Origin of the sequence: Bradyrhizobium japonicum USDA 6 (assembly GCF_000284375.1) — a bacterium.
In the GTDB taxonomy this organism is placed as follows: domain Bacteria; phylum Pseudomonadota; class Alphaproteobacteria; order Rhizobiales; family Xanthobacteraceae; genus Bradyrhizobium; species Bradyrhizobium japonicum.
In genome coordinates this window covers 3,437,488-3,460,635 of the sequence record NC_017249.1, presented here as the reverse complement: position 1 = coordinate 3,460,635, position 23,148 = coordinate 3,437,488, and the positions used below count along the sequence as shown (strand labels likewise).

Annotated in this window: 17 protein-coding genes; 6 read left to right on the top strand and 11 right to left on the bottom strand. The window is 61.6% G+C overall.

The window, feature by feature from the left end; translation table 11 throughout:
- Positions 1-3: 3 nt before the first annotated feature.
- Both BJ6T_RS16165 and BJ6T_RS16160 read right to left on the bottom strand, forming a co-directional pair.
- Positions 4-1,782 (bottom strand): caspase family protein, encoded by a 1,779-nt coding sequence (locus tag BJ6T_RS16165; RefSeq protein ID WP_014493505.1) that lies wholly within the window; start codon positions 1,780-1,782, stop codon positions 4-6.
- Between the two features lie 57 nt (positions 1,783-1,839).
- Positions 1,840-3,564, bottom strand: coding sequence for an NHL repeat-containing protein (locus BJ6T_RS16160; protein WP_014493504.1), 1,725 nt, complete (start codon positions 3,562-3,564; stop codon positions 1,840-1,842).
- Between the two features lie 158 nt (positions 3,565-3,722).
- Here BJ6T_RS16160 and BJ6T_RS16155 point away from each other — a divergent pair, with 158 nt between their 5' ends.
- Both BJ6T_RS16155 and BJ6T_RS16150 read left to right on the top strand, forming a co-directional pair.
- The gene (locus BJ6T_RS16155) at positions 3,723-4,004 is read left to right on the top strand and encodes a hypothetical protein (protein WP_028156828.1); all 282 of its coding nucleotides are present in this window, start codon (positions 3,723-3,725) and stop codon (positions 4,002-4,004) included.
- Positions 4,005-4,102: 98 nt separating this feature from the next.
- Positions 4,103-5,086: a DUF4424 domain-containing protein gene (locus BJ6T_RS16150; protein WP_014493502.1), complete on the top strand. Its 984-nt coding sequence runs from the start codon at positions 4,103-4,105 to the stop codon at positions 5,084-5,086.
- A gap of 9 nt (positions 5,087-5,095) precedes the next feature.
- Here the strand turns inward: BJ6T_RS16150 and BJ6T_RS16145 are convergent, their stop codons facing one another.
- Genes BJ6T_RS16145 through BJ6T_RS16105 form a run of 9 tightly spaced genes read right to left on the bottom strand, consistent with a single transcriptional unit; the run spans position 5,096 to position 18,679 of the window.
- Positions 5,096-6,904, bottom strand: a complete 1,809-nt coding sequence (locus BJ6T_RS16145) for a serine/threonine-protein kinase (RefSeq protein WP_014493501.1) — start codon at positions 6,902-6,904, stop codon at positions 5,096-5,098.
- Positions 6,901-7,677 carry a PP2C family protein-serine/threonine phosphatase gene (locus BJ6T_RS16140; RefSeq protein WP_014493500.1) on the bottom strand — a complete coding sequence of 259 codons (777 nt, stop codon included), beginning with the start codon at positions 7,675-7,677 and terminating at the stop codon, positions 6,901-6,903. The genes BJ6T_RS16145 and BJ6T_RS16140 overlap by 4 nt, the downstream gene beginning before the upstream one ends.
- A 6-nt stretch (positions 7,678-7,683) precedes the next feature.
- Positions 7,684-8,385: a type VI secretion system-associated protein TagF gene (gene tagF, locus BJ6T_RS16135; RefSeq protein WP_028169997.1), complete on the bottom strand. Its 702-nt coding sequence runs from the start codon at positions 8,383-8,385 to the stop codon at positions 7,684-7,686.
- The gene (gene tssM, locus BJ6T_RS16130) at positions 8,382-11,918 is read right to left on the bottom strand and encodes a type VI secretion system membrane subunit TssM (protein ID WP_014493498.1); all 3,537 of its coding nucleotides are present in this window, start codon (positions 11,916-11,918) and stop codon (positions 8,382-8,384) included. Before tssM ends, tagF begins: the two co-directional genes overlap by 4 nt.
- 43 nt (positions 11,919-11,961) lie before the next feature.
- Positions 11,962-13,488, bottom strand: coding sequence for a type VI secretion system protein TssL, long form (gene tssL / locus BJ6T_RS16125; RefSeq protein WP_014493497.1), 1,527 nt, complete (start codon positions 13,486-13,488; stop codon positions 11,962-11,964).
- Positions 13,485-14,822 carry a type VI secretion system baseplate subunit TssK gene (gene tssK, locus BJ6T_RS16120; protein WP_014493496.1) on the bottom strand — a complete coding sequence of 446 codons (1,338 nt, stop codon included), beginning with the start codon at positions 14,820-14,822 and terminating at the stop codon, positions 13,485-13,487. Before tssK ends, tssL begins: the two co-directional genes overlap by 4 nt.
- A gap of 48 nt (positions 14,823-14,870) precedes the next feature.
- Positions 14,871-16,229 (bottom strand): type VI secretion system-associated FHA domain protein TagH, encoded by a 1,359-nt coding sequence (tagH, locus tag BJ6T_RS16115; RefSeq protein ID WP_014493495.1) that lies wholly within the window; start codon positions 16,227-16,229, stop codon positions 14,871-14,873.
- A 12-nt stretch (positions 16,230-16,241) separates the two neighbouring features.
- Complete coding sequence (locus BJ6T_RS16110) at positions 16,242-16,805, bottom strand: DUF6931 family protein (RefSeq protein WP_014493494.1); 564 nt, start codon at positions 16,803-16,805, stop codon at positions 16,242-16,244.
- Between the two features lie 5 nt (positions 16,806-16,810).
- On the bottom strand, positions 16,811-18,679 hold the full coding sequence (locus tag BJ6T_RS16105; protein ID WP_014493493.1) for a type VI secretion system Vgr family protein: 1,869 nt from the start codon (positions 18,677-18,679) through the stop codon (positions 16,811-16,813).
- Between the two features lie 349 nt (positions 18,680-19,028).
- Here BJ6T_RS16105 and BJ6T_RS16100 point away from each other — a divergent pair, with 349 nt between their 5' ends.
- The 4 genes from BJ6T_RS16100 to BJ6T_RS16085 all read left to right on the top strand — a co-directional run bounded on the left by BJ6T_RS16100 (position 19,029) and on the right by BJ6T_RS16085 (position 23,050).
- On the top strand, positions 19,029-20,342 hold the full coding sequence (locus tag BJ6T_RS16100) for a type VI secretion system protein TssA (RefSeq protein ID WP_028169998.1): 1,314 nt from the start codon (positions 19,029-19,031) through the stop codon (positions 20,340-20,342).
- Between the two features lie 127 nt (positions 20,343-20,469).
- The gene (gene tssB, locus BJ6T_RS16095; protein WP_028156839.1) at positions 20,470-20,997 is read left to right on the top strand and encodes a type VI secretion system contractile sheath small subunit; all 528 of its coding nucleotides are present in this window, start codon (positions 20,470-20,472) and stop codon (positions 20,995-20,997) included.
- A gap of 16 nt (positions 20,998-21,013) precedes the next feature.
- A complete protein-coding gene (tssC, locus tag BJ6T_RS16090; protein ID WP_014493490.1) occupies positions 21,014-22,516 on the top strand; it encodes a type VI secretion system contractile sheath large subunit in 1,503 nt (500 codons plus the stop codon).
- A 48-nt stretch (positions 22,517-22,564) separates the two neighbouring features.
- Positions 22,565-23,050, top strand: a complete 486-nt coding sequence (locus BJ6T_RS16085) for an Hcp family type VI secretion system effector (RefSeq protein WP_014493489.1) — start codon at positions 22,565-22,567, stop codon at positions 23,048-23,050.
- Positions 23,051-23,148 lie beyond the last annotated feature (98 nt).

The following is a 23,148-nucleotide window of genomic DNA, read 5'->3' as shown; positions in this document are numbered from 1 at the left end:
GAGTCAGGGAGCACTGAAGAAGCTGATCGAGGCGATTCGCGCGTCTGCGGGCAAGTAACGCTCGAGACTCTTGATCACTTGCCCCGAGGCGCGACGCCGGTTGAACTGCATTAGGGCTGTCTCAAGATCGACCATGCGTTGCTGCGAGGTCACCGCAACGATCTGTTCCGCACCGAACGGCTCGCCGACCCTGAGCGGTAGGCGCAAACTCGCAGATCGGGCCAGCGCCGCATCAGAACCCACCGGATACAACAATTGGATGGTGCCATCGCCAGACACATTGAACAGCAGCACCGCTCTTGACCCCACATCAGACAGATCAACTTCGACAGTCTGGCCAGCACGCTGTTGGCGATCGTCCGGCCAGATACGCATGATCTGCGGTGACCGGGTCGCAATGCGTTTCAGTTCACGAATTGCCGCTGTCCGGTCAACTACCGTCGGCAGGTTTGCAACGTCGATCCCGTAGGCGACCACGTCGCCCCACGCGATCACATCGTGCGACACGGGATCCCAGATCAGGTCGGGATTGTCCGTCGGTTGAACCGCCTGCACGGGAATATCCTTTGGCTTCACGCTTACAAAATAGCTCGTCTTGCCGTCGAGCGCCGCCAGCCGGATTGGTGCAGCGAGGCGGAGAGGCCCCGGCGCGTCGCCGGCCGGAAGTTCCTTGGTCGCCGCCGCGGCAAGGGTCGGAATGGTTGATGCCTTGGCCGTGACAGCCGGCGGCACGGGCGCCTGTCCCTCGATGGCCCCGGATCCGGCCGACCCAGAGGCCGCTCTCGCGGCCGGCCCCTGAATCAGCACGACACCGCGCGTCAATTCGAAGGCGACGTCGGTATCCGGCGTCTGAGGCGGCGATGATATGGTCACGATGTTCTGGCGCTGGTCCGAGAGCTGATAGACCACCTGTCGAACATTGCTGAAGAGCTCCTTGAGCGTCACCTTCCCATCGTGATTGATGTCCGCGCTCCCCTCCACCGCCCGCGCGACCGCATAGCTGAGAGCCCCGCGCAGGCCATCGATGCCAGGGATGCGGACTTCCGGCGCCTTGGTGTAGCGGTCCACCGCAGCCAGAAACGCCGTGTGGTCAAGATCGAGTTCTGACTTCGGATCGTTGCTGTCCGACACCGGCTTCAGTTCGTCGACCAGCAACGTGTAGCGCGGGACCTGCCGGAAGCTCATCTCAGCGGCACGCGGATCGATATCGCGCACCATACCGCCGCCGTGGCAGGTATCAGCCACGAAGATCACCCTCGCCCCGCGCAGCTCGAACTGCCGGATGAAATGGTTGAACTCACTGCCTAGAACACGTTCGACCGACCCGGTTGGCGTAGTTTCAAAGCCTGGCAGCAGGAACACGTTTTCCATTCCGTCGGGCTCGGAGCCCTTGACGCGCTCCGGTTCCTGGGTGCCATGACCGGCGATCGACAGAAAGATGAGGTCGTTGTTCTTGGTTCGCTCCACCAGCGCACTGATCTCGCGCAGGACGCTTGCCCTGTCAGCCTGGGCGTTCGTCAGTACGACGACGTCGCCAACCCCCATGCTTTTCAAGCTGGTCACGATGTCAGTGGCGTCAGCGACCGCGCCCTTCAATTTCCGCACGTGCTGATAATCATCGATCCCGATCACCAGCGCGCGCACCGCCGCCCCGTCCGGATTGCTGATCGAAAGTCCTCCTGCCGCATGCGCGTGCGGGGTTATCAGCCCGATCAGCGCAGCGAGCCCGATGGTGGCGCATAGCCGCGTGATCCCGCAATCAAGTCCTCTGGGCATCCGCATCGTGATCCACCTCGACATCATGCCTACCCATTTTGTAGCTCTGGCGACACACTGGGTTCAGCGCCTTTTACTTGCCGTTTTGCGGCCCGCCGGCGATTGTTCGGTCTCCTGATAGGCGCTCGCTGAAACTGCCGTCTGATCGTCCGCGAAGGCTCGAAAGCGGACCGGAACGTAGCCGCGCGAAAGCAGGCTCGCCAACGGGTAGACGTTGCGGCAGACGCGGCCGTTGCAGCCACCGGTCGAGGATTCCATCACCTCGGCCTTGCGATCAGGCGTGAACCGCAGGAACAACATCACGTGCGAGCCCGGCTTGTTCAGCGCATCGCCGGGCCTCAGGTCCCAGGGATTTGCCACGGGCGCTGCGATCGCGGGAATAGCGGCAGTCGTGTAGTGGACGGAGAGCCCCCACGCGGCGCTGACGAATGCCGAACAATCGACGCCAGCCACATCCGGCCGTGGCGCATTGCGAGTGCACACATTGCCAGCCAGCGTTCCGTTCTCGATCCGCTGCCGGAAGTTCGCGAGCGAACCATGGCAGCCCCAGCAATAGGGTACGCCGCGGACCTCCTGGTTCATCTTTCCCTGCAGATACCACGGCCTACGAACACGGCTGAAGCCGCTGCATTGGCTGTCGGGATCGTTGCCGTAATTCGCCTGCGTCAGCTTCCACTGGATGCCCTCGAACGCAAACGCTGTCTCGATCGCCTGCTGGCGATTGGACGGTCTCACGGCGGCCGACGCGTCGAATTTGACGCCGGATTGCGATGCCGGCGCGGCTGCCGTTCGCGACGGCCGCACGTCGATAATCGAAGCGTTGGTCAGAGGCCTGAAGCCCACGCCGACCACTTCAATACCGTCCGGTTTGGTCCGCAGGAAATAGACATCGCCATCGCCCGAAACCGTTACGAACCGCCGGGTCAGCGGCGTGTTTTCCAAAGGAAGCTCATAGATTCCTTCGAGACGCCCGTTCGCGGCATAGCGTGCCACGAACGTGGAGGCGTTCTTTCCCGATGGCGGAACGTCCTCGGCCAGGACGTAGAAGCGGTCACTGTTGTCGATCTCGAGAAACTCCACCGTGCCGAGCTGGTTGCGCACCCGCAGGCCGAGCTGGCCGATCGTCTCGTTGGTGACCATGGTCTGGATTTCGACCCGTACGCTGGCATTGCCCTTGTCCGGAATGATGTCGGCGATCACCGAGCCCTTGCTTCGAGAAGCCACATATTGCCGGTCGGGCTGCCGCGTCGTCCTGACGATCGCCGCGCGGGTATTCTGGTCGAGCAGGTCGGCCGCGCTGCCGGGCGCCTGTGATCCCATCTGGGCAAAAGCGGAGACGGCGACCTGATCATCCGCGCCGCGGCTCGATACCTCTTCAAGCTGGATCACATCACCGCCGAGACCGCGCGTGGATTGCCCCGGCGCCGCCTTCAGCGTCCGTACGCCGCCGTCCCAGACCATAATGTCGTCGTTGTGGACCACGAGATCGGTCGGCTGCACGTCCTTCGGCATCTTGAGGACGTCAGGATCTGAGCTTGGCTGTTTCGGATCAAATTGGAGGATGCGACCGTTGATCTGATCGAGCACAAACAGGTTGCCCTGCCCGTCGGCGCTGAGTGCTTGCGGTCCCGCGAGTTCCACGTCCTCGCTGGCCGGGACGATGCCGACCATGGAAGCAGCCGAACCGCCGGCAAAGCTGCGTACAACGGTATCGTCGGCGTACGCCTTGGTTCCAAGAATGCCAACGCCAACGATGAAGACCAAGATCCAATGATTTGGACGAAGCATGTTCGCCTCAATGTACCCCGAACCGATCGCCGCGTCGGATCGACTAATCCGAGATGCCGTTGATGCGGCGCGTCAATTAGTGGTGAGCAATCTCAATCACGTTCAATCTATCACTGGACGGTGATAGTCCGAAATGTCTTCAGCTTGCGGTGCAAAACATGGCCCGGAATAGATTTGAGCAGGTGAGCGAAGTCCAGCCCGACGCGATCACGCTTGTCCTGAAACGCGACAATGACGGCATCTCCGGATCGATCGTGCTGCCGGCCGCCGCGAGCGGGGGACGGCTGACCACCGACCAGGTCAGCGCGCAGTTGCCGGCTCAGGATGCTTTTCGCGGCGCGATCCGACTGGCAAACGACGTAAAGCTCGCACTCGTAGTGTGCGATCCAGACGGGGTCTGGAAGTCCGAGTGGGGCGATCTTTATCAGCCGATCGATTGACCCGCATCGGATGGAACCAGCATATGCTGCGACGCCGCATCGATACTAGCTTGCCGCATGGCCCCTCCGCCCGACCATCGTTCTGGATATGGGCCTTGATGGTCGCGCTGCTGGCCGCGACGGGCTGGCCGGCACGCGCCAACGACTCGGCTGCGGAATTGTCGATCGGCGGGCTCCAGTTCGTGCGCACCAATGACGTGGCCATGGAGAGCGAGAACCTTCGTATCGCACTCGACAGGGTTAGCGTTCGCTACCAATTCGCCAACGTCACCGCCAAGCCGGTCACACTTACCGTTGCCTTCCCGCTGCCCGACATCGACCTGTCGGAGGCTGAGAACATCGCACTGCCGTCAAATGATCCGATCAACTTCGTCGACTTCGAGACCAAGGTGGATAGCAGCCCGGCGCCGCTGACCGTCGATCAGCGCGCCATGGTCGGCAACAGGGATGTCAGTGCCCTGCTCCGCGAACTCAAGTTGCCGCTGCTGCCGATTGGTAGCCGCGAGATCCGGGTGAACGACCTGCCCGAGGCGACGCGGGCCCGGCTCGTGGACGACGGACTTCTGATACCTGCCGGAATGAGCGACAACGGTCGGCAGCAGTATGCGCCGGGTTGGGTTGTCAAGACCTCGGCTGTGCGCCAGCAGGTGTTTCCGCCCACGCGCACCGTCTTGGTCGAACACCAGTACCGGCCGAGCGTCGGCTCCAGTCCCGACACCATCCTGCGCTCGAGCCTGCGCCGCAGCGGCGCACTCGCTCAGGAAGTCGCCCGTTACCGGAAAGAATACTGCGTCCAGGATACGTTCCTCGCCGAACTCGACAAGCGCGCGGGCAGTAACCAGACCAACAGCGCGAAGCTGCAGGAGCGGCGCATATCGTATGTGCTCAAGACCGGCGCGAATTGGGCCGGGCCGATCCGCTCATTCAAACTGACAATCGACCCAGGCGGCAGCGACCGTTTGGTGAGCTTCTGTCCTGGGCGGCTAAAGGCATCGCCTGCTGCCGGAAACATGCTTGAATATACGGCAAGCGACTTCAAGCCGGATGCCGACCTGAAAATCCTGGTGATCGGAACATTCTGAACGTGCCGGTCAATTGGTGAGCAGCACGTAGCGCGCGGCCGCGATGACGGTCACCTTGTTGCGCTGAGCCTCGCTTAGTGCCTGCAGAAAGAACGTGTCGGCAGCCATCGGCCTCGGCTGGCGCAATGAGTCCAGAACCTGCGGAACCGCCACGACCAACAGCAGTTGCGGACCGCTCGCGCGCGCTGTCGGGAGCGTAAACGAAAGTGAGTCGATGCCCGGCTTCAGAAGGTATGAGAGGCTCTGGACTTCGCCGCGATCCGACACCATGAGCAGTTCCACCACGCGGTTGGCAAAGTTCTCAATGGTCCCATTGAGGGTTTCACCGCCCTTCAGCTCTGTCGCTGACAGGGTGATGCGTGGCATTCGCGCCTGATCGCTCCCGACCTGACTCAAGAACTTGACGGCTGGGCATTGCGCCTGGGTCACTTGCCTGACGCCGACCGAAGCTTCGAAACCCTGCTCACGCCGAAATGCTTTGTCGAAAGTGTCGAATGGGGCGGTCGAGGAACCGAACCCTTCGATGACGGCCGCATTTGGGCTCACAGCAATCGGCAAGACAAAGAAGCAGTCACCGCCAGAATATTGGGCCACGTATTTGCGGATGCGCTCAGCTCGCCCCGGCCCATCGAGTGCCGGAGACGGCGTTGCCGTCGGCTGCGCGGACAACTTCTCTGTCTCTTGGCGTCCGGACTGTGGTCCAGCGGGCTCGACCTTCGGCGGCACCATTGTTCCGGCGAGTTTCGGAGGTGGCGGCAAGGTCGCGGTGCCGGGCGCTGACCAGACCAGCTTGTAGAAGGCATATCCGCCACCGCCGACCAGCAGCAACAACGCCGCCACGCCCGCCCCCAGCCAGAGGCCGCGCGCGCTCCGCGCGGTCGACGGCATCCTATCCTGCGACGCCGGCGCCGCGCTTTCCGGCCGCCGTAGCGGATCGAAGCCATATAACGGCGCGGCCGGTGTCTGGGCCGAACCGGTTGGCGTCCAGCTGGCGACCTCCCCCATGGTCGGGCGCAATGCCGGATCAGGCTGCAGCATCCGCTCCAGCAAAGGCCGGATCCGCATATCAACCGCACCGAGATCGGGCACACGCCGGCGCTTCTCCACCAGTTGAAACTGGCTGCCGCCCATGTCGAGTTTCTGTCCGGTCAGCGCATGGAACAGCACAAGACCGAAGCTGTAGACATCGGATTTCGCAGTCACGTCATTGCCGTACAACCCAACCTGTTCCGGCGATGCGTAATTGTCCTTGCCGGCGAAGCCCGAGCCGATGATGGTCTTGTCACCCATCTGGGTCGACCGCGCGATGCCGAAGTCGATGATCTTGGCCCGCCTGACGTCGTCGAGCGGAACGATGATGTTGTCCGGAGAAACGTCACGATGGATGATGCCGTGCTCATGGGCGGCTTCCAGTCCCGATGCGACTCGCTGCATCAGCCTGATCAGCGCCTCGAAGGTCAACGGCCCATCATCGAGCATGTTCGAGAGCGAGCGGCCATTCACGAATTCCATCGCGAGATAAGGTCGCTGCAGCACCGGCTCCACGGTAAACAGGAAGTAGCGAACGATCGCGTCATGCGGAAGATTGTGGAGTGCCGCGGCCTCTCGACGGAACAGCGCGAGCGCCGCCTCGTTATCAACCATGTCGGGCAGCAGCATTTTCACCGCAACAGGCGATCCAGTCTGGATCTCACGGCATTTGTAGACCTCCCCCATGCCGCCCGCGCCGATCACCGCTTCGATCTCGTAAATGCCGTTGAGACGTGTGCCGGGCGGCACGCCGTGATAGGACGATCGGAACGGATCGTTCGGGGTCATGGTTGCGGCTCCCGATTGAGTGGAGATCTTGTCGCCTCCTGAGATCGTGGCGTCAGCAGTCGCACGATCACAATCGTCACGTTGTCAAGTCCGCCACGATCAAGAGCCAGCGCGAGCATGTCATCGCAAGCCGCCTGGGCGCGTCGCGTAGCTGCGTGCTGCAGGATCTCGTCGTCTTGCACGTGCCTGGTCAGGCCATCGCTGCAGATCACGAAGATATCCTCCGGCTCGGCCGGGCCAGTCACCACCTCAAATTCCGGATCATCGGCGACACCGACGGCACGAGTAATGGCATTGCTCGGCCAATCATTCACGTCTTCGCGCGACAGCGCACCTTCGGCGATCAGTTCCTCCAGTTCACTGTGATCATGCGACACTTGGCTAATTGCGCCACGACTGATCAGGTAGACCCGGCTGTCACCCGCCCATATGCAGGCATAGTAGCTATCGCGAACGAGCAGAACCGCCGCCGTGGTCCCGACGGTGGCACCCTGTCGTTCATGACTTAGCGCAAGTATCTGCTGGTTTGCGCTGAACAGCCGCTCCTCGCACTCCGCCAGCAGGTCTGCGGCTGATTCTGGCGTGCCGATCGCGTCAAGCGACTGCACTACAATGCGACTGGCGAGATCGCCGGCCTCGTGACCACCCATACCGTCGGCGACCGCCCAAAGGCCGACGTCGGTTCGTACCAGACATGAATCCTCGTTCCGCTCCCGCACCCGTCCGGCATGGGTAACGCTACCAACATCGAACAAGGATGGAATATGCACCATCGCGTGTCATCCATTCCCGGATGCCGCGTGGCCGAGATCACCGGTCAGCAGCGTGATGTAGTGAAACGGATCTGGTAATCCGCGGCAACTCAGCGCCATTGGCGGAAAGCCTTCCCCTCCGGCGGTCCACCAGAAGCTAGCTGCGGCGTAGACCTGTGGGTTGGCGGCGCAAAGTGTTGCAAACGACCCCGCGAAGGCGTCGACCGCCGAAGCCCTTCCCGTTGTCGCAGTACCAAGCGACGTGATCGGCGGACCGCCGGCGATGGTTTCCTGCAGTCGTGGCACCGCAAGCCGATCCAATGCATCGGAGATCTGCTCGAAGGTTGCGGCACGATCCAGGGTCGAAAGCATGAACGCTTCCACTTGCCCGAACCATTCGTCCTGCGGATCAATGCTCGGCGGCGGCAGCGAGGCGGCCTCGCCGGTCACCGCATGCAGGGTCAAGGGATAGTATCGCCCCACCCCGTCGAGCGAGGGCATGATCGCCCCCGCCACTGTCGTGCCGCAGATCGCGGCGCCGAGCCAAAACCGCCAGACCGGAGCGGTCAGAAAAGCCTGCTGCCATCCTGGGCCAAGCTGGTGGCGACTTGCTGACAGCGCTGCCTGTACCCACGGCTCCCAGGCTTCCAGGAAGCTGCGCGGGGTCGCGATTGCGATGAAATCGCGCTTGGCGCCGATCTTGCCGAATAGCCCGCAACGCATGGTCATATCCCGGTCGGGCAACGAAACTCGCGCAGCACTGACAGGTTTAGCGGGTTGCGCAACGACCCAGTCGAAATTTGATAGTTGAGCTCGCGCCCCGCGACGATGAAAGTCGCGCTGGCCGTTTCCGCTTTCACAACCAACGAGCCCGCCTCCAGCATCCGAAATAGCGACCAGGGACCAATGCGCTCAAGCACGGATGGCGCGCCGGTGTCGTTACTAACTGAGATTGCCGTTCGGGGCGCCGGGCCCGGCCATAGGACGGTCGTTGGCGAGTTGCTCTGTGGCGGTGGCGGTGGCGTCGGTTGCGGACCGCCGAACAAGGACGACGTGGCCGGTCCGGGAATGGTTGGACTCGCAATCGTGGTGCCGCCGATCTCGGTCTTAACGGTCACGCCTGGGCCCGGTGCCCCAGGAGGCCGGATCGCGAAAGAAACGGCGGGCACACCGCCGCCCGTCTGGAAGAACGCATCCCGGATATAAGCCGCATTCTGGAATTGTTTGAGCGTGTCGGGCGAGAACGACCGACCAACGGGGCTCTCCTTGCGCCAAGCCCAGTCCGACCGCGACGTATCGGCATAAGGTGCCAGGTACTGGGTGAAGAACTTGTCCATAACGCCATTCGGACTGAACAATTTGGCAAAATCCGCCAGCGGGACTTCCTGGCCGCTGCTGCGGACAAACGGGTAGCGGTTGGTCACGGTCTGTTGGCAGACCGGCGTGACCTGATCGCGCAACGTTTGCAGGATTTGCCCGGCGGTTGAAGCCGCGATGCTGCCTTCGAACTCCGCGGCTGCTGCGCGCAGCATGTCGGAGAATGGCGGCGGCATGCGCGAGGCATTGTTGCGGAGCGCTGCGACCTGGGCCTGAAGCGCAGCCGTGGCCTGTGCTGTCAGTTGGGGATTCTCAATGATCAACGTCAGGTTCTGCGCGATGTCGTTCAGGTTTGCGACCGTCGAGTCGATCGGCCGGCGGGTGCTCTCGCCTTCGAGCGCCGCGTGGTAAGGTTTGAACTGTGCCTCGATCGTCGCGCCAGGCGGTCCATCCTGGGCGTTCGTGAAGAGTGCGGGCGCCGGTGCGGCAGCTTGCGCCGAAGCGTTCGCCGGCTTCGCCCGTTCCTTGGTCAGCACCGTCTCGTCGCGCACCGATTCCAGAATTTGCCGCATCGGCGAGGTCGGCGCCGAAAGCGCCCGCAGCACCTCGTATTTCGGCTTGTCGGCGAGCAGCTTCTTCAGGCGCAGGCTCCCGAGCGCCGTTCGCCAGGTCGTCACGAAATCGTTCGAATAGATGTTGAGCAGATCGCCGGCCAGATTGTCGTACTGCTGGTCGATGGCTGACTGCTGGCCTGCGTCACCCAAAACCCATCGCTCCCTCTTCATCCGCTCAGACAATCCGGACAGCCGGGCGACGAACTTCTGATGGAAGCCGTTATACGTGAAGAACTCAGGTACCCGCACCGCGTCCAAAGGCTGCCCCGTCGTGGTTTCGAACACGACACCCATGTCGGGTCCGCCATGGCGGCTAGCGATCCAGTCGCCAGCGGTCGATGCGCGAGCCTCCGATTTCAGAAACTCGTAGGCACGTTGCGACACGCTCAGGCGCGCCAAGGAGCTCTGGGCCTGCTTGATCAGCCGGCCGTCGAGTTCGACCAGCGGCTGCTGCTCGGTCTCGAGGTCGAACATTGCCACGAGATTCTCGTCGAGCAGACGCCGCCCTTCCGCGTTGGTGGCGCCAGGATAGAGGTTGTCCACCCAGTCACGTTGCATCCAGGAGCGGATCAGCTCGCGGTCTGGCGACTGTAGGCCGCCGACCATCAAGTAGACCTTGAGCGCCTCGTAGACGAAGGCAGGTTCGTTGATGCGCGCATTGAGCTGCTCCTCGAGGCGATACAGCAGGCGCGGCCGAAACATGCGCTCAAGCGCCGTATGATAGGCCGCCTTCGAGGGCGACAGCAGCCGGGCGTGCTGACTGAGCCCGTAGCGAGCCGACAGAGGCACCGACTGGGCGCGCGATCCGTACCCTGCCGGGGCGTTGCGCAACCGGTAGAGTAGCGGCAGCACCTTGTCGAGATCATGATCGGCAATTAGCGTCTGCTTGATAAGTGGTGCGCCGGCGGCTGCATACTCGCTATCCGCCTGCAGGCTTTGCTCGATCAAATCGGAGTTCCGCTTGTAGCTCATCAGCCAAGCTGCGATCAGTCCGATCGAGACCAGGCCGATCAAAGACAGGCCCGCGGTTTTCAGGATCAGCGCGCGGCGCACCGCGGCACGGTCGGTCGACACCCAGTCGGCCTCGCCTATGATGACCTTGGAAATCAGATCGGCGAGGAAGAAGCTCTTGCCCGCGCCCGAATAGGATCCGGAACCGACCTCCTCAGCGCCGAACGTACGTGCCAGCGACCCGATCAATTGGTCGATCGGCGTGCCCTGCTGCGTGCCCGAGGTGAAGTAGAAACCGCGCAGGTTCGCGTTCACGTGATAGCGCGTCGGCTCGAAGATCTGGTTGAGGAAGTCGTGGATCTGAGGCTTGAGCCGCGCCATCTGTGCCGGAAAGCCGAACAATTGCACGCGGTGCTGGGGCGTCGGCTCATCCTGCAGACGGTCGAGCGTCTCCTCGCTCAGGCGCTCCAGCAGACGGTCGAACTCGACCGGGATCTGCCCCACCAGATTCTGGGTCTTGTCTGCGGTCTGGAACGTGGCACCCCAGACCTGGCGCCGGCCGGCCTCCCCGAGATAGGCGAAATACTCGGTGAAGCCGGCAACGAGATCGGCTTTGGTAAATAGCGCGTAGACCGGGAAGCTGACCTTGAGCCTCTGATGCAACTCGAGCAGGCGCATCCTGATGGCATCGGCGTGAAGTGCGAGTTCCTGCTTCGGCAGCGTCAGGATGTCTTCGATACTGATGGCGACGAGGACGCCGTTGATCGGCTGGCGCGACCGGCTTTTCTTCAGGATGTCCAGGAACGCCAGCCAGCTGTCCTTGTCGGCCTTGCTGTTGGAGTCCTGGGTCGTGTAGCGGCCGGCGGTATCGATCAGCACCGCCTCCTCGGTAAACCACCAATCGCAGTAGCGCGTACCACCGACTCCCGCGATCGCTGCGGGCGTCGCCCCGCGCGCGAGCGGAAATTTGAGCCCGGAATTGACCAGCGCCGTGGTCTTGCCGGCGCCGGGCGGACCGATGATGACGTACCACGGCAGATCGTAGAGATAGCCCGACTTGTTGCCGCTGGCGGTCTTCAGCGTCGCGAGCGCATCCTTCATGCGCTCCTTGAGCACCGGTTCATCGCTGACAGGCTGGTCCGCACCAGCGATGCCATCGGCAATCTCCTTGGCACTCTTGCGACGCTTGAATAGATTGAGGCCAACGATGCCTGCCACGACCGTGGTGAGCAGCAGAATAGCGATCTGCCGGACGATATGGTTCTCCAGCGGCCGCCAGTCGCCGAACGCGATGAAGGGACCGGCGAGATAGATCACCGCTCCGAGCGAGCTGAGCCCTACTCCGTAGAGAACGATGCGAAGAATGTCCTTGGCAAGCATCTAACCGTACCTGTCGCAAACCACCTGACCCGGCGGTATCTGCCTATTCGCTGCGTTCGATAAAGATCTCGACGCGCCGGTTCTTGGCGCGTCCCTCGGGTGTCGTGTTGCTGGCGATTGGCGCATCTGCTCCTTTGCCCTCGACGTCGACGCGTGCGCCATCGGTCAAGCCAGGCTTCAATGCCGCGGCTACCGCCTTGGCACGCTCGACCGACAACTCGAAATTTGACGGGAAGCGGACTGTGCGGATCGGCGAACTGTCGGTATGGCCGACGACCCGAATCCGTCCCGGCTCCTTGTCGAGGGTTGCTGCGACGCGGAGTGCGATCGGCTTGAAACCGTCGAGGATGGTCGCCTGGCCCGACGCGAACAGCGCCAGATCGCAGACCCTGATCACGATGAAGCTCGGGGTCTGGTCCGCCGTCATGGCACAGGCGGTGTTCTCCTTCGCGAGCGCATTGCGGATGCGTTGCAACTGGGTGATGCGATCCGGTGGCGGCGGAGGTGGAGGCGGCGGCGGTGGTGCAACGATCTGGCGCTTGAGCTCGATCGGGCCGGCTGGATGGAGCGCGAGCGCCACCTCGGCAGCATTCTCTGACCGGCCAGCGAGGAGCGTCCGCAGGACGAAATAGGACCCGGTCAGCAGCGCGGCGACGACGGCCGCGACGAGCCAGACCGGAACGCGCAGACGCTGCCGGCGCCCCGCCAGCGCCTGCCCGCGCCAGTTGGGCGACAGGTCGCTCATCGTCTTCGGCCGGACCCGGCGCAGCAATTCATAAAGGTTACGCTGGATCAGCTGCAGGTTCGCAAGTCCGCCACCTGACGTCCGGTGAATGCCCTGAAAACCAAGCGCAAGGCAGGCGTGCTGGAGTTCGAGGACCGGATAGTTGACCAGTGGATCAACCTTCAAATGGTCGAGGATCTCGAAGAAACGGACGCCGCCGACACGCTCGCCGAAGAACCGGCTCAGCATCGAATATTGCGTCCAGACGTGGCGCTCCTCGGTTGGGATGTGCTGCACGATATCGTCGGCAGTGGCACACAGGATGTATTTCGCTGTGTTGGCCTGGTGCTCGGATATGCCCGCGGAACGGATGTCCTTCTCGAAGAACTTGATCGCGTCTGCAACCTGCTCCATCAAACTCGCGAATGACGCGCGCATGAGCGCCACCCGCAACCGACCAAGCAGCTGCAGCAACGGGCCCGCAGCACGCATCACTGGATTGGCATTTGGCGCGACGAGATCGTCGACGCGCAGCGGCGGTCCTGGCGGTAGCATAGGCTGCTGCGCCTGGGCCTGTGCGGGTGTCGATATCCATTCCTCAGCGGGATGGCTGGCCGGCGCGGAGGCGTAGTTCGAGCCCTGCGGGACAGGAGAAAATGATGACGGTGGCGCCGGCGCGCCGGGAGAGGGTACTGGTGATGGCGAATAGCCTGGGCGTGCCGCGGGCCCCTCGCCCGGCGGAGGCTGAGAGGTCGGCGCCGGCGGCAACTTCCCGCCGGGGTTGGGACGAATGATCGTCCGTTCGCCCCGACCGAAAGGATTGACCGGCTTGTCCCTGTCGCTCATGGCCTGTCTTCCAGGATGGCCCAAAGATACAGCTCAAGCTCCGGCCAGTCGCCGGAGAAATGCATTCCGATCGAGGCCGCCGTGCTGAACTCGGGCCAAAGCGGCGACTTGCGGTCGAGATAGAAATAGACGTGATCCGTAATGGCCCGGATATGCGGCGGCGGCGTCGGCAAATGCGCCAAGGTCAGGCCCGGCAAGTTTGCGTGCACGATCTCGTTCATCTTGGTGTTCGGCCCGACCTTGAACAGGTGCGGGAAATCGTTCTGGATCTCCACGAGCGGCCGCCGCGCGGCAACCTCCAGCACCAGGGTCGCGTTTCGGAATAGCGCTCGATCGCGGATCGGCGATACGAACGCATTCTGTGCGCGCTCGATGATCTCAAGGCGGATCGCCCGCCGGCCCAATCGCGCGCTCAAGAAGTCCTGGATGTCGCTCACCAGGGGTGTGAAGACGTTCTCGAGATCGTCGTGATCGTAAGCCGGATAGTTGCGCGCCCGCCGTTCCGCCGTAGAAAACGTCGCAAGTTCACCCGCGAATCTCAGCAATTCCTCGTACAGGCGCTCGGGGTGCACGCTGCCGGAGCGCTGGAAATGAGTCAGGACCGGAATGGTACGGTTCAGCACTTGCAGGACCAGATAGTCGACGCTCTGCAACCCACCGCCGGATGACGGATCGACCGCGTAACGCGCCAGCTCGTCGAGTTTAGTCTCAACCCAGCCGATGATGCGGTTGAGCCAGCCATCGATGATCGGATGCGCGGCGCAGATCAGCATCGGCGGCACGAACTTATCGTCGAACAGGATGTTCTTGTCGCGCACCTCGAGAATGCGCGCGATGCCGAGCCCCATGTATCCGGGCTTGCTGCTCTTGCGCAGTTCGAACGACAAGCGCGGATAAGCGATGTCGATCTCTTCCTCGATGCGTAGCGCAGAGGTCGAGTCAATGAAGGTTTCCGAACTACGAACATAACGACTGGCGCTGTCGGTGCGATCCTCGTCGACCTCGCGGGTGTTTGGCGCCGCGACCGGCATCATCAGCCAGACGACCTGGCCTGCGGCCGTCTCCGGCACATCGATCGCTTCGGGAATTTGGCTGTCCGCGGGGATATCGAACGGCGTACCGTCCGGCATGACACCGGACGCATTGCGCACCGCGAACTTGCTCTGTTCGGTAAGATCCTTGTCGATCTCTAGCTGGGCAAAGCCCCACGGGTATGGGGTCGTGTAGCGAACGCGCTTTTCCAGCAAGTGTTCGATGTAGCGGTCGTTCTGCTGCAGATGATGCGGCCGCAGAAATAGACCTTCCGACCAGAAAACTTTGCTGTACCAAGACATTCCTACATCCACTTAGAAATTGTCGGCAGCCGCGTGGTCGCCGATAGTTTACTTTGAACCGGGCTTGTCGCCGCGGTCGTAATAGTTCGAGAAATGCAACATAAAGGTTTCGATCGGCGCGCTGTTGTCGCGGCCGAGATGCGCCTTCCAGCGCGTCAAGAACTCGTCCCAGAGTTTTCCCTTGTTCGTGCCGAGCCAGGAGCTTGCGCCACGCTGAAGCTCGAGCTCGCGCGCCATCAGCGTCGGATCTATGCCCGCAATCAGCTCATGGACAGCATGCTGCATCGCCATGTAGGTCTTCAACTGATGTGACTTGAGATCACTGAAGCCCTGTGCAAAGGCGCGCTGTGCGTCGAGGTAGCTGCGCGTCGGCGGCCCAAAGAGAATGCGCATCGCTTCTTCCGAGCTCGGCGAGAACTTCAGCGGATTATTCTCAAGGGCTTGGACGGTGGTTTGGCTGGTGCTACGGGTCAGCTGCTTGGCTTGCGTCCGCGCCTGAAGCAGCGCCATCAGATTATCCACGGTCATACGCAAGATGACGCCAAGCTGTTCGGCGAGTTCGGCATCGGACCTGCTGGCAAAGAAATTGTCCGGCAATCCTGCAGCGCGCGCCACCAGTCGCGCGAACTCGGTACCGCCGACTGGCTTGGCCGTGACAGGTCCCTCGTCTGCCGCTTGCGCCGGGCGCGATGGCGATGCTGGCGGCTGGGCAGCGGCTGGTTCATCATCGGTCCATACCGACGGCCGGCGCGGGGTCGGCATGATGGGGGGGCGCTCGACTTGCGGTTTCGGCGCGCTGGCTGGACCGGCTGCCCAGTTCATGTCGTCGTCCTGCTCGGACGGTTGGTGCGGAGACGCCGGCTGTGACCGTCGGAACGGGTCTACACCCGGTGCCGGGACGCTCGCCGCCCAATCCAGGAACCCCGGATTGACGGGCCGCGCAGCCTCGCGTGGCTTCTTCAACAGTTGCGGATCGATCGGCGGCGGAATGTCACGATCGGCTGCCCAAAGCTCTCCGTAGTCGGCATGCCGCTGGACCGAGGGTTCGCGCAGTTGCGGCTCAGGGTTTGGGCTGCGTCCGCCAGCCTCGTTCTCCAGCGAAACTCCGATGATGTAGTGGCCGATCGTGAGTCGGTCACCGTCGCGCAAGCGGTGCGGCCCCCGCATGCGCTGGTCGGCACCATTGAGGAAGGTGCCGTTGGTCGAAACGTCGTGTAGCCAATAGCCACCGTCGCGAAAGTGCACTTCGCAATGCTTTCCGGAAATCGTCCGCGCCGGATCCGGCAGCGTCCAGTCGAGGTGACGGTCCCGGCCAATATCGACTGAACGCCTGCCGGTGACCGTAAACGACACAGGTCCGCCATCCGGAAGGTTCGGTTCGTTCTCGATATTAAAGCGAAGCACCATCACATCGTCTCGTTAGCGCGGAGGGCGCGGTTCGCCGCGTGCCAATTGAATACCATCCTCTAGGCATGACGTCATTATCCGGTCCCGGGAGTCACGGGGGAGCCGGCAGAGGCCGATCAGCAGTGCTGCACGCACCGCCCGCGCGGCCTGATCTGGCTTAGCTTCCACAGGCGCAAATTCCGGGGGAACCACGCTTCCGCCGGACCAGCCGGCCGCCAGCGCCAGCCATGTCGCCGGCTGCTCAGGATCATTGGCATTGCCGACAGCCAGCGCCTTGTTCCGGGACTGCTCGTCCGGCTGCCGGACCCAGGTCTCCACAATATTGAGCGACCTGGTATCGCTGGCGTCGAAATGGTCGAACATCAGTCGCAGAGAGCGACATCCCCAGGCAACTGCTACGCGCCTGGGAAGCAGATAGGCACAGTAAGACACGGCCGGGTGCCAATTCCGCGCATCGGCGGCCTCCTGAAGGAAGTCCAGCGAAGGCTTGTCAACGTCGGCTTTGCCGACATCATAACGCGCCAAGGGATAGGCCTGAAACAGATCCTGAACCGTACCGAACCGAACTTGTCCCATGACCGTCAACCAACAAGGGTTGGAGTACCGTGGGCGACCAGCGGACCACCGGCAGCAAGCGCCATACCGGCCTGCGCCGTCATGGCGATCGTCGGCGCGTTGATGACGATGCCCGCCGGGGTCAGAATGATCTGACTAGGACCCACCTGTAGGGTGATGTTGGCATTGGCCATGAGCGTGATGCTGACGCCTGCATTGACAGACTGGTCCATGGCCAAAGTGATGTGCTGACCACCCAACTGGATATCGAGTTTATCATTGCCGTTCTTGAGCGTGGTGCTGCGCGTGTCGCCGCCAAATGCGGCCTCGCCGATGGTACGTGTCTCGGTGTCGCGGACCGTTACGTCGTGGTCCTTCTCGGCATGCACCGTGATCTTCTCGGACCCCTTCTTGTCCTCGAAGCTCCACTCGTTGAAGCCGCCGCCACCTTTGGTGGAGTCCGACTTCAATCCTGCAATCGTCTTCTTCGACGGCAGATCGTAGGGCAGCTTGTACTCGTCGTTGTAAACGGTGCCGATCACCAGGGGCCGGTCCGGATCCCCCTCCAGGAATTCGATAACGACTTCCTGTCCGACGCGCGGGATGATCTGACCGCCCCAGCGCTTGCCAGACCAGACCTGAGCCACGCGCAACCGGCACGACCGCTTCTTCTTCCGATCCCAGAAAAAGCGGACATAGATTTCGCCCAGAGATTCGACGTCGATTTCCTCGCTCGAATTATCGTCTTTGGTCACCACCTTGGCCGTCTGGACACCGTTGATTCTTGGCTTCGGCGTCATCATCAGCGCTCGAAACGGCCGGTCGCTCGGCAAGAACTCGTAGCTGCCGAAATAGACGTGCTGCCCTGCGTCGCTCGGACCGCCGGTGCGATAGGATTCGATCGAGAACGAGTGCACAGCTCGCACCACGAGGTATTCGACGTTCTGCGAGTCCTTGGAGTGCTTTTCGAGCTTCGTCAGCCCACCGGGGAACAGGTTGACGGCGTCGCCATTGCCGCGGCGACGCCGATCCATCGCTTGCTCTGCCTGGAGCTGGATCTTCGCGTAGCGCTCGCCATCGGATTTCTCCTTGAACTTCCCGGGATAGTCGTAAAACTCCATCTCCGACCGAGTGTAATGCTCGGAGCCCTTGGCATCGCTGATCATCTGAGCGTTGGGCTTCTGATAATTGTAATCGTTAAGTTCGATCTTGCCGGTACGAAATCGTCGTTCCGATACCCATTCATAGACGTGCTGCTCGCCTCGCCGGTCGGCACCCGCGAGCGGGATGTAGGGAATCGTAGCAAGACCTTTGATCGGACTGTGCGACGATTTGGAGTCCGCCAACACCAGCGTGTGCTTGCCGCCCTCATGCTTGAAGAAGTAGTAGATGCCATGCTGCTCCATCAGCCGGCACACGAAGTTCATGTCGGTCTCGCGGTACTGAACGCAATATTCTAGCTTCGGACAAGAACCCTCTTCGGTCAGTTTGGATTCATAGTCGGTGAAGCCGCGTTCGTTGAAGACCTCTTTGATGATGTCGGGTGCCTTCTTGTCCTGAAAGATCCGGCAATCGGTGGTTCGCGACAACAGCCATAACCAGGGCCTCAGCACGATCCGGTAGCTGAAATAGTCGTTCTTCACCCCGAGCCATTGGGCCTCCGTCAGAATGCCGCTGAACTCGCGCTCCTTTTCATGCAGCTTTATGGTCAGCGTGCACTGCTGACCGATAGCGCGGTCGAAGTCGAGGTCGGCATCCTCACTGAGACACTCGATGCGATACTCGAACAGTTCGCTGAGACCTTCCGAGCCTTCGAATCCGGCAAAAACCAAAACGTCCTTGCCAAGAGGCGTCTTGAGTTCGCAGAGGCGGGTATCCTGAGTAAGCTGGCCCATGTGGGCTTAAACTCCCTCCTTCGATCGAATGACCCGCTGCAAAAAGCTGATCAGACGTTATGCAAGAACGACGGAAATCCTGCGCGCCACCGGCTGTGCCGGCAAGCCCGCCCCAGGGCTGGGCTTCCTGACGGTCCGCAACGGCCGTCAAAGAACCACCTCGGGCCATCAAGTAGTCGGCTCCAAGAGCTTGCCGGTTCACGCGAAAATGGCATGATCTTCGGGAATGAACCAAGGTCGGCAGGCATCTGACCCATAGGTATAGATTCGGATCATGCCCCCCGCGCGATCCCCTAGTCGCCACGGGCTCGGCAGCGGGGCCGTGATCGAGCAGATGGACGGCCCGCATATGCTTGATGTCGCCTCCCTGACGCAGCCCATTGCCGCTGACGATCCCTGCGGGCCGGATCTCGACGCCATCGGAGACGTCCAATATCTGAACTTCTTCGCAGGTGCGGAATCGCTGCTACCGATGTCTTTCTTCGAGGTCGTCAATGCCAACGGAGAGCGTGGACGCTTCGATCCAAAGGCAGTCGATTTTGCCGGCCAGTTTGCCGCCGCGCAGCCCATTCTGGCGCGTACCCGCGATCTACGTCTGAACCTGCTGCTGGCCAAGTTTTCAATCCTCAACCGCGATCTCGACGGCTTTCTCTGCTGCCTGAAGGCGACCAACCTGCTGCTGCGCGAACAGTGGGAAGCGGTGCATCCGAAGGGCGAGGACGGCGACTACGCACTTCGCGCCGTCACGGTCGAGGCAATCGACGTGTTCCCGACCGTGATCAACCCGCTCCAGTTCCTTCCCCTGATCGAGAACCGCAGACACGGCAACCTCAACTACCGTGCCTATCAAATCGCTCACGGCGAAATTCCCGCCGGCGACGCCGACGCAGACGGGCCTGATCTGGCAGCCATCGAGCGCATCGTCAGCGAGACAGATCTCGACACTCTCAAGGCAGCCAGCGGGCGGTGCTCTGCGGTTGCTGCTGAAATCGCGGGTATCAAGCAGACCTGGCACGAGAAGTTGAACGCGGGGCAACCGATCAGCCTCGACAGGCTCTCCGGCTTGGTTAACGGCATGGCTGCCTGGCTTGCGGGTCTTGTCGCGTCGCGCGATCCGGCCGCGATCGCCGCAACCGCGGAAGATGTCGGTCCTGTCGATACACAGGCGCCGTCAGACACGACCGGGGTGGTGACTTCATCCGCACAGGCATCTGCAGCGCTTGCAGCGGCGGCAGACTATTTTGCCCGAATGGAACCATCCAACCCGGCACTGTTGCTGGTGCGTCAAGCGCAGGAGATGGTCGGCAAGTCATTTATCGAAGTCATGCGGATGCTGGTGCCTGCGCACGTGGAGAGCGCTGCGATCAACATCGGGCGCAACAAGGTCTTCGACCTGCCGATCGAACGGATGGCGGAACTCGCCACGTCGCTCTCATCGACGGCCGAGAACCACACTCAAGATATTGTATTTTCAGTGGAAAGCAGAGCGCAAGCCTTGGGTCTGCTGGCGAAGGTGGCGTCGTTTTTCCGAACCGCAGAGCCGTCCAGCCCCGTCCCCTTTTTGGTAGATCGTGCGCGCGACCTCGCGCAACGAGATTTTCTCAGCCTTTTGGATGATGTTCTTCCTGAGGGAGTCCTTAAAACAATCGACGGATCGCATTGAACCCAGCTTTCGCTCGAGGGCACTAAATGGACACAAGGATGTTTGCCGACCGCAGCAACTTGAAGTCCCCTAGCCGATCTGCGTCGCGCAAATTCGACGTCTAAAGCGATTTCGTAGTGAGGGAACCATGGCTACAGATAGCGGTCAAAAATTCATTCGTCGAAATCGCGCACCACGCGTGCACATCACATACGAAGATCCTTACGACGCCGAGCGGCTGATCGAACTGCCGTTCGTCATGGGCGTCCTCTCCGACCTTTCCGGCAATAACCCGGGCGTCGAGAAGACCAAGGTCGAGGAGCGCAAATTCCTCGAGTTTGACATGGACAATTTCGACAGCCGCATGGCGGCAATCCAGCCCGGCGTGACGGCGCGTGTCGCCAATCGTCTCAGCGACGGATCAGACGAAAAACTTTCGGTCAATCTGCGCTTCAACAAGATGGCCGACTTCACTCCCGTGGCCGTCGCCCGCCAGGTGCCGGCTACAGCCAAGCTGCTCGAGGCGCGCGAACAACTTGCCAACCTGCTGCGCTACATGGATGGCAAGGTAGCCGCCGAGGACCAGCTGAAAAAACTTCTGGCCGATCCTCAACTGATGGCAGCGCTTCGGGAACGCGCGATCAGCCAGTCGACCGAACCTGGCACCGAGAGCTAAGGAAGGAACGGGGACCATGGCAAAAGAAGCTGTTCACAAAGAGAGCACCACCCAGGTCAAGACCGTCGAAGCTGACGAGTTTGCCACTCTGCTGAAGCAAAGCTTCAAACCGCGCACCGAGCGCGCAGCGACCGAGGTCGACAACGCGGTAACCACGCTCGTTCAAGAGGCATTGAAGGACTCGAGCGTCATCAAGTCGGACGTTCTCGATACCATCGAGGAGATGATCGCGCGGATCGACCAGAAGCTGACCGCGCAGATGAACGAGATCATTCACGCGCCCGAATTCCAGGCGATCGAAAGTACCTGGCGGGGTCTCCATTACCTCGTCTTCAACTCGGAGACCGACGCCAACCTCAAGATCCGGGTGATGAACGTCTCGAAGAACGAGCTGTATCGTAACCTGCGGCTTTATCCCGACGCGCGCTGGGACCAGAGCCCATTGTTCAAGCAGATCTACGAATATGAGTTCGGCCAGTTGGGCGGCGAGCCGTTCGGCTGCCTTATCGGCGACTACTATTTCAGCCACCTCCCCACCGACGTGCAGTTGCTGCGCGATCTCAGCAAGATCGCCGGCGCCGCACACGCCCCCTTCTTCAGCGGCGCCGAGCCGACGCTGATGGGGATGGACTCGTGGACCGAATTGTCCAACCCTCGCGATATCGGCAAGGTGTTCGACACACCGGAATATGCCGCATGGAAGGGACTGCGCGACCAGGACGACTCGCGTTATCTCGGCCTGTGCATGCCGCGCGCGCTGGGTCGCCTCCCCTACGGCGCGAAATCGGAGCCCGTGGAGGAGTTCGCCTTCGAGGAGGAGACAGACGGGCACACCGGCGACAAATACGGCTGGATCAACGCCGCCTATGCGATGGCGGTCAACATCAACCGCGCCTTCAAAGAGTTCGGCTGGTGCACGCGCATCCGCGGTGTGCAATCCGGCGGCGAGGTCATCAATCTGCCGACGCACACATTCCCGACCGACGACGGTGGCGTCGACCTGAAATGCCCGACCGAGATCGCCATCAGCGATCGCCGCGAGCACGAACTTGCAAAAGCGGGCCTCATCCCGCTGATCCATCGCAAGAACACCGACAAGGCCGCCTTCATCGGCGCCCAGTCGCTTTACAAGCCGAAGAAGTATTTCGGCGAGAAGGGCGTGGATGCAACCGCGTCCGACAACCTGTCGTCACGTCTGCCCTACATGTTCGCAGTGTCTCGCTTTGCGCACTATCTGAAGTGCATGGTTCGCGACAAAATCGGATCCATGAAGGAGAAGGATGAGCTGACGGTCTGGCTACAAACCTGGATCAACGAGTACGTTGATGCCAACCCAGCCCTATCGTCAGAAGCTCAGAAAGCGCGCAAGCCGCTGGCCGCTGCGAAGGTAGAGGTCATAGCAAACGAGGAGAACCCGGGATATTACAACGCGCGCTTCTTTCTTCGTCCGCACTTTCAATTGGAAGCGATGGATGTCGGCCTCAGTCTGGTTTCACGCCTGCCAGGTCCCAGCTCCTGACGCTGCAGCATCGTAACCGTACACACAGAAATTTGAGAGGACCATGCTATGGCTGTCGACATCTTCCTGAAACTCGATCCGATCAAGGGCGAGTCGCTGGACGACAAGCATAAAGACGAAATCGATATTTTGAGCTGGTCGTTTGGCGAGAGCCAGACCGGCACCTTCCACAGCGGATCGGGCGGCGGCGCCGGCAAGGTCAGCGTGCAGGATCTTCACTTCACGCACTTCGTTGACAAGGCCACGCCGGAGCTTTTCAAGGTCTGCGCAAACGGAAAGCATATTGACAGCGCGATCCTGACGGTCCGCAAGGCCGGCGAAAACCCGCTGGAATATCTCAAGATCGAGATGAAGCAGGTTCTCGTGACTAGCGTATCAACAGGCGGATCGCACGGCGAAGATCGGCTTACCGAAAACGTGAGTCTGAACTTCGCAAAGGTCAAGATGATCTACAAGACCCAGACGGAGAAGGGTGGCGCCGGAGCTTCGCCGACGTTTGGCTGGGATGTTCCTGCCAACAAGGAATGGGCCTGATTGTCGGCCCCTCGCCTGGCGCCGGTTGCGAATGGCGAACCGGCGCCAAGCGGTGCGACTTTTATCGCACCTCTCGTTCGGCCCGGTTGCGGGTCCGA

Coding starts and splice junctions, on each gene's coding strand:
- BJ6T_RS16165 (WP_014493505.1), bottom strand. CDS start 1,782: ATGCGGATGCCCAGAGGACTTGATTGCGGGATCACGCGGCTATGCGCC.
- BJ6T_RS16160 (WP_014493504.1), bottom strand. CDS start 3,564: ATGCTTCGTCCAAATCATTGGATCTTGGTCTTCATCGTTGGCGTTGGC.
- BJ6T_RS16155 (WP_028156828.1), top strand. CDS start 3,723: ATGGCCCGGAATAGATTTGAGCAGGTGAGCGAAGTCCAGCCCGACGCG.
- BJ6T_RS16150 (WP_014493502.1), top strand. CDS start 4,103: ATGGTCGCGCTGCTGGCCGCGACGGGCTGGCCGGCACGCGCCAACGAC.
- BJ6T_RS16145 (WP_014493501.1), bottom strand. CDS start 6,904: ATGACCCCGAACGATCCGTTCCGATCGTCCTATCACGGCGTGCCGCCC.
- BJ6T_RS16140 (WP_014493500.1), bottom strand. CDS start 7,677: ATGGTGCATATTCCATCCTTGTTCGATGTTGGTAGCGTTACCCATGCC.
- tagF (WP_028169997.1), bottom strand. CDS start 8,385: ATGACCATGCGTTGCGGGCTATTCGGCAAGATCGGCGCCAAGCGCGAT.
- tssM (WP_014493498.1), bottom strand. CDS start 11,918: ATGCTTGCCAAGGACATTCTTCGCATCGTTCTCTACGGAGTAGGGCTC.
- tssL (WP_014493497.1), bottom strand. CDS start 13,488: ATGAGCGACAGGGACAAGCCGGTCAATCCTTTCGGTCGGGGCGAACGG.
- tssK (WP_014493496.1), bottom strand. CDS start 14,822: ATGTCTTGGTACAGCAAAGTTTTCTGGTCGGAAGGTCTATTTCTGCGG.
- tagH (WP_014493495.1), bottom strand. CDS start 16,229: ATGGTGCTTCGCTTTAATATCGAGAACGAACCGAACCTTCCGGATGGC.
- BJ6T_RS16110 (WP_014493494.1), bottom strand. CDS start 16,805: ATGGGACAAGTTCGGTTCGGTACGGTTCAGGATCTGTTTCAGGCCTAT.
- BJ6T_RS16105 (WP_014493493.1), bottom strand. CDS start 18,679: ATGGGCCAGCTTACTCAGGATACCCGCCTCTGCGAACTCAAGACGCCT.
- BJ6T_RS16100 (WP_028169998.1), top strand. CDS start 19,029: ATGCTTGATGTCGCCTCCCTGACGCAGCCCATTGCCGCTGACGATCCC.
- tssB (WP_028156839.1), top strand. CDS start 20,470: ATGGCTACAGATAGCGGTCAAAAATTCATTCGTCGAAATCGCGCACCA.
- tssC (WP_014493490.1), top strand. CDS start 21,014: ATGGCAAAAGAAGCTGTTCACAAAGAGAGCACCACCCAGGTCAAGACC.
- BJ6T_RS16085 (WP_014493489.1), top strand. CDS start 22,565: ATGGCTGTCGACATCTTCCTGAAACTCGATCCGATCAAGGGCGAGTCG.